General features: G+C 72.5%; 3 protein-coding genes. All 3 read right to left on the bottom strand.

Annotated features, from left to right (window positions below):
* Positions 1–153: 153 nt before the first annotated feature.
* Positions 154–390, bottom strand: a complete 237-nt coding sequence (locus tag V6D49_RS26145) for a hypothetical protein (protein WP_340564516.1) — start codon at positions 388–390, stop codon at positions 154–156.
* Positions 391–1494: 1104 nt separating this feature from the next.
* Positions 1495–2589, bottom strand: a complete 1095-nt coding sequence (locus V6D49_RS26140; protein ID WP_340564513.1) for a protein rep — start codon at positions 2587–2589, stop codon at positions 1495–1497.
* A gap of 565 nt (positions 2590–3154) precedes the next feature.
* A partial coding sequence (locus V6D49_RS26135; RefSeq protein WP_340564511.1) for a hypothetical protein occupies positions 3155–3341 on the bottom strand: 187 nt, incomplete at its 5' end.

The raw sequence follows: 3341 nt of genomic DNA, 5'->3' as shown, positions 1-3341 counted from the left end.
GCCGCCTCGATCTCGGCCGCCTCGACCACGGCAGCCGAACGCGCCAGCTCCGCCCAGACGGCCGCCTGCGCCACGAACTCAGGCGGCAGGCTCTCCCGATGGCGAGCGGTCAGCAGTTCCTCCGCCTGAGCCCGGTACTCGGCACTGGTCATCTCAAGATCCCTTCGTGTCGTCGGCCCTGCGCCATGCTCGCGAGGTGTTCGGAGAGACGCCGGTCAGCTCGTAGATGCGGCGCAGCGGCACTTCCATCCGCACGGCCTCAACCAGGACCGGGCGCAGCTCGGCATCCAGGGCTTCGAGCTGCGCCAAAAGCTTGATCCGCTTCTGGCCGATCGGCTTCAGCTCTGCCTCGGCTTGCGCCCGAAGCTCAGCTGGCGTCTTCTGCTTCATGTGCGCAGACTGACACACTCACGCAGCTTGCACAAGCACCCTACGCCCCCAACTCGACCGCCCGCAGCGCTTTTCCGCGTACCTGCCTGTACGGCCGTCTGCGGCCCTCACCCCGTGGCACAAGGCGATGACCCCACCCCGCCCCTGACAGGCGCTCAGACGGCCGTCTGTGGCCCTTGTCGGCCACGCTGGGCGGTTTACGTGGCGCCACCGCTGCCGACTGCCGCCCGGCACGGGGTCCTCAGGGGGAGGCTGGCTACGGGGGAGGGGGTGCCCGTCCCCCTCCTGCGACGGCCGCCGAAAAGGCCGCACCCGGTGCGGCCCGGCGCCACACGGGCGCAGGGACCGCGCCGCCGTGACGGACGCCGCCGCCGCCGTGGCGGGCGTGGCGCTCACCCGCTACGCGGGCCTGCCCTGGCCGCCCGCCGGTGACACACCACCCCGCCGCCGGGCTACTCGCGCGGGCGGCCGGGGTCGAGGACCACGACCAGGACGTCGGCCCCGACCGTCACTGCCCACGCTGCCGCGCGAACCCGCCGGGCACGCCGTCGCCTAGTCCGCGCCGCCGCTCGGTTCACCGCCCACCGGAAACGCGAGCTGACCAGCGGACTCCGCAACGTCACGTGACGTTGCAGGGGGCGGAACTCGGCGAACGTCACGTGACGTTCCTCGGGCCGGGAAGTCCGGCGGAGCGTCGGGGTCGAGGCCCTGGCGCCGCATCGACTCGCGCACCGCGACGGCCAGCTCGACCGCCTCGCGCTGCCGCCGCACCTCGTACGCACGCTGCCGACAGCTGCGCGAGCAGTACCGCCGCGGCTTCGTGCCCAGCGATTCCGGCACCGGCGTGAGGCAGTGCTCGCACAACCGCCGGCCCTCCCCGTCCCGTGGGATCTCTCGTCTCATGCCGCACACCCTTGCATCACCGATCCCACGGCCGCCGACGTCGAGCAGCTGCACGACGTCGAGCACGACCAGGAGCACGAGCACCGCCCGGTGCCCCTGCGACGGGTGTGCGGCAGGTCTGCTTTTGGGTCTGCCCGGGGTGTGCCCCGCAGAGCACACCCCGGGCAGTAGGAGCCGGAAGCGAGATAGTGCGGACTGATATCAGTCCGCGTCCGGGACGGGCGCCGGGAGGACGTCCCTCCCCCACTCCAGACCCCATCCGGAGATGAGGGCCTGGACCGCCGTGACGCCGCCGGACTCGGCCGCCCGGAGCAACTCCAGCGAGCGGCCCCGGTAGCGGAGGACGGCGCCGTACCAGGTCTCGGCGGGGATGAGCGCCACGCCTTCGCCGCCGATCTCCTCGGCCGCGATCTCCTCGTCAGTCCGGTCGTCCAGTTCCACCAGCTCGGCCAGCAACGCGCGCAAGCCGTTGGACCAGTACATGGCGCGGATGCCGTGGGCGGCCCGCTCGTACTCGTGCCACAGCGGCACGTCGTCGGCGAGCCCGGCCGCCGCGCCCTCGGCCACCTCGAACGGGGTGCGGGACGCCCGGCGTCCGTGCTTCATGTCGGTGCGGGCAAGCTCGGCGCCGGGCGCCCAGCGCTCGAACCGAGCCTTGCCGTCCTGGCTCTTGAACAGGTACCGGCTGAACTGCCGGGCGTCCTGCGGCCGGGGGACATCGACCTTGACGCCCTTGTCGTTCGGCCGGTAGCCGCCCGCCTTCTCCACCGAGCGGACCCAGCGGGCGCGGGCGGCCCCCTCGAAGGCGTCGGCACGGTCGCGGGTCCACGGTGCCGACGTGAACAGCAGTACGTGGAAGTGCGGGTGCCATCCGTGGTCCGCGCCCACGGTGCACTCCCAGACGCGGACGTAGCCGACAATCCCGTGGTCTTCCTGGAGCCGCTGCCACATCTTCCCGGCGCGGCTTCCGAACGCAGTGATCCACGCGTCGTGCTGAACTGCGACCAGCCCGCCGCGCTCCCGGCGCCGGGTCGTACCGAGCGGCATCCGCCGGTAGTGCCGCAGGGTCAGGGTCATCATCGCCAGCCCGTGACCGGCCGCCTGCCACGCGCCGGTGACGGTGTCGATCTCCTCGGACCTGGCGGCCCGGATCTTCGCGGAGCACACCGGGCAGAGGTGGATCTTCCCGCACGTCGCGACGCCGGTCAGGTGGGCGACGCCGCCGTTCATCACGACCGAGACGCCGCCCGCGATGGCGGACCGGCCGCACCCCTTCAGAGCCTTGTCGTTCGTCACGCGAGACAGGCCCTCCCGCAGGGTCCAGCGGCCGTCTCGGGCAAGCGCGGCAGGCGTGTCCGCTTTTGCCCCGGCGGCCCCCCGCGCAGCGCTCTGACCTGCGCGGGTTGCACTTTCTCCGGTAGTACCAAGGCGCCTGTTCGCTTTTGCCTCAGGAGGTGCCGCCTCACCGGTCGTGGTGGGCAGCGCAGTGGCCCGGTCGATGGCGCGCTTGGCAGCCATCCGGCAGCGGGGCGAGCAGTAGATGCGCGGCCGTTTGCCGGGCGTGCGGGTGATGGGGGTGCCGCAGTGGCAGCGCGGGCCTGCGGGGCTCTGGGGGGTGGGCTGAGGGTTCACGGGGCCACTGCGCTCACGCGGAGGGGTAAGCGGCGCAACTCCGGCGGGGTGCTGTGGCGGGGTGGTGCTGGACTCTCGTACGCTCGTCACTGAGCAACGTCTCCGGTTCTCGGTTGGGTCGAGATCGGGGGCGGACGGCCCGGAGTTGCGAACTCCGGGCCGTCGCCGTTTGGGGGGATCATCCTCTACCGCGAAGCCCCGCCCGGTGACCGGACGGGGCTTCGGTGCGTCAGGCCGCTTCCGTGTCCAGCCCGATGACGGTCTGGCCCGCAATGGGCGCGAGCGCGTCCAGCTCCGCGAAGACGCGCTGTACCTGGCTCGGGGACCGGGTCGCGACGCGGGCCGCCTCACGGACACTCAGGCCGTCCCGGTAGGCCCGCTCAATCGCGGCGCGGGCCTCCCTGGTGCTCAGCTTC

Source organism: Streptomyces sp. GSL17-111 (assembly GCF_037911585.1).
In the GTDB taxonomy this organism is placed as follows: Bacteria; Actinomycetota; Actinomycetes; order Streptomycetales; family Streptomycetaceae; genus Streptomyces.
Note: the sequence above shows the minus strand (reverse complement) of the source record. Positions and strands in the feature narration are given on the sequence as shown.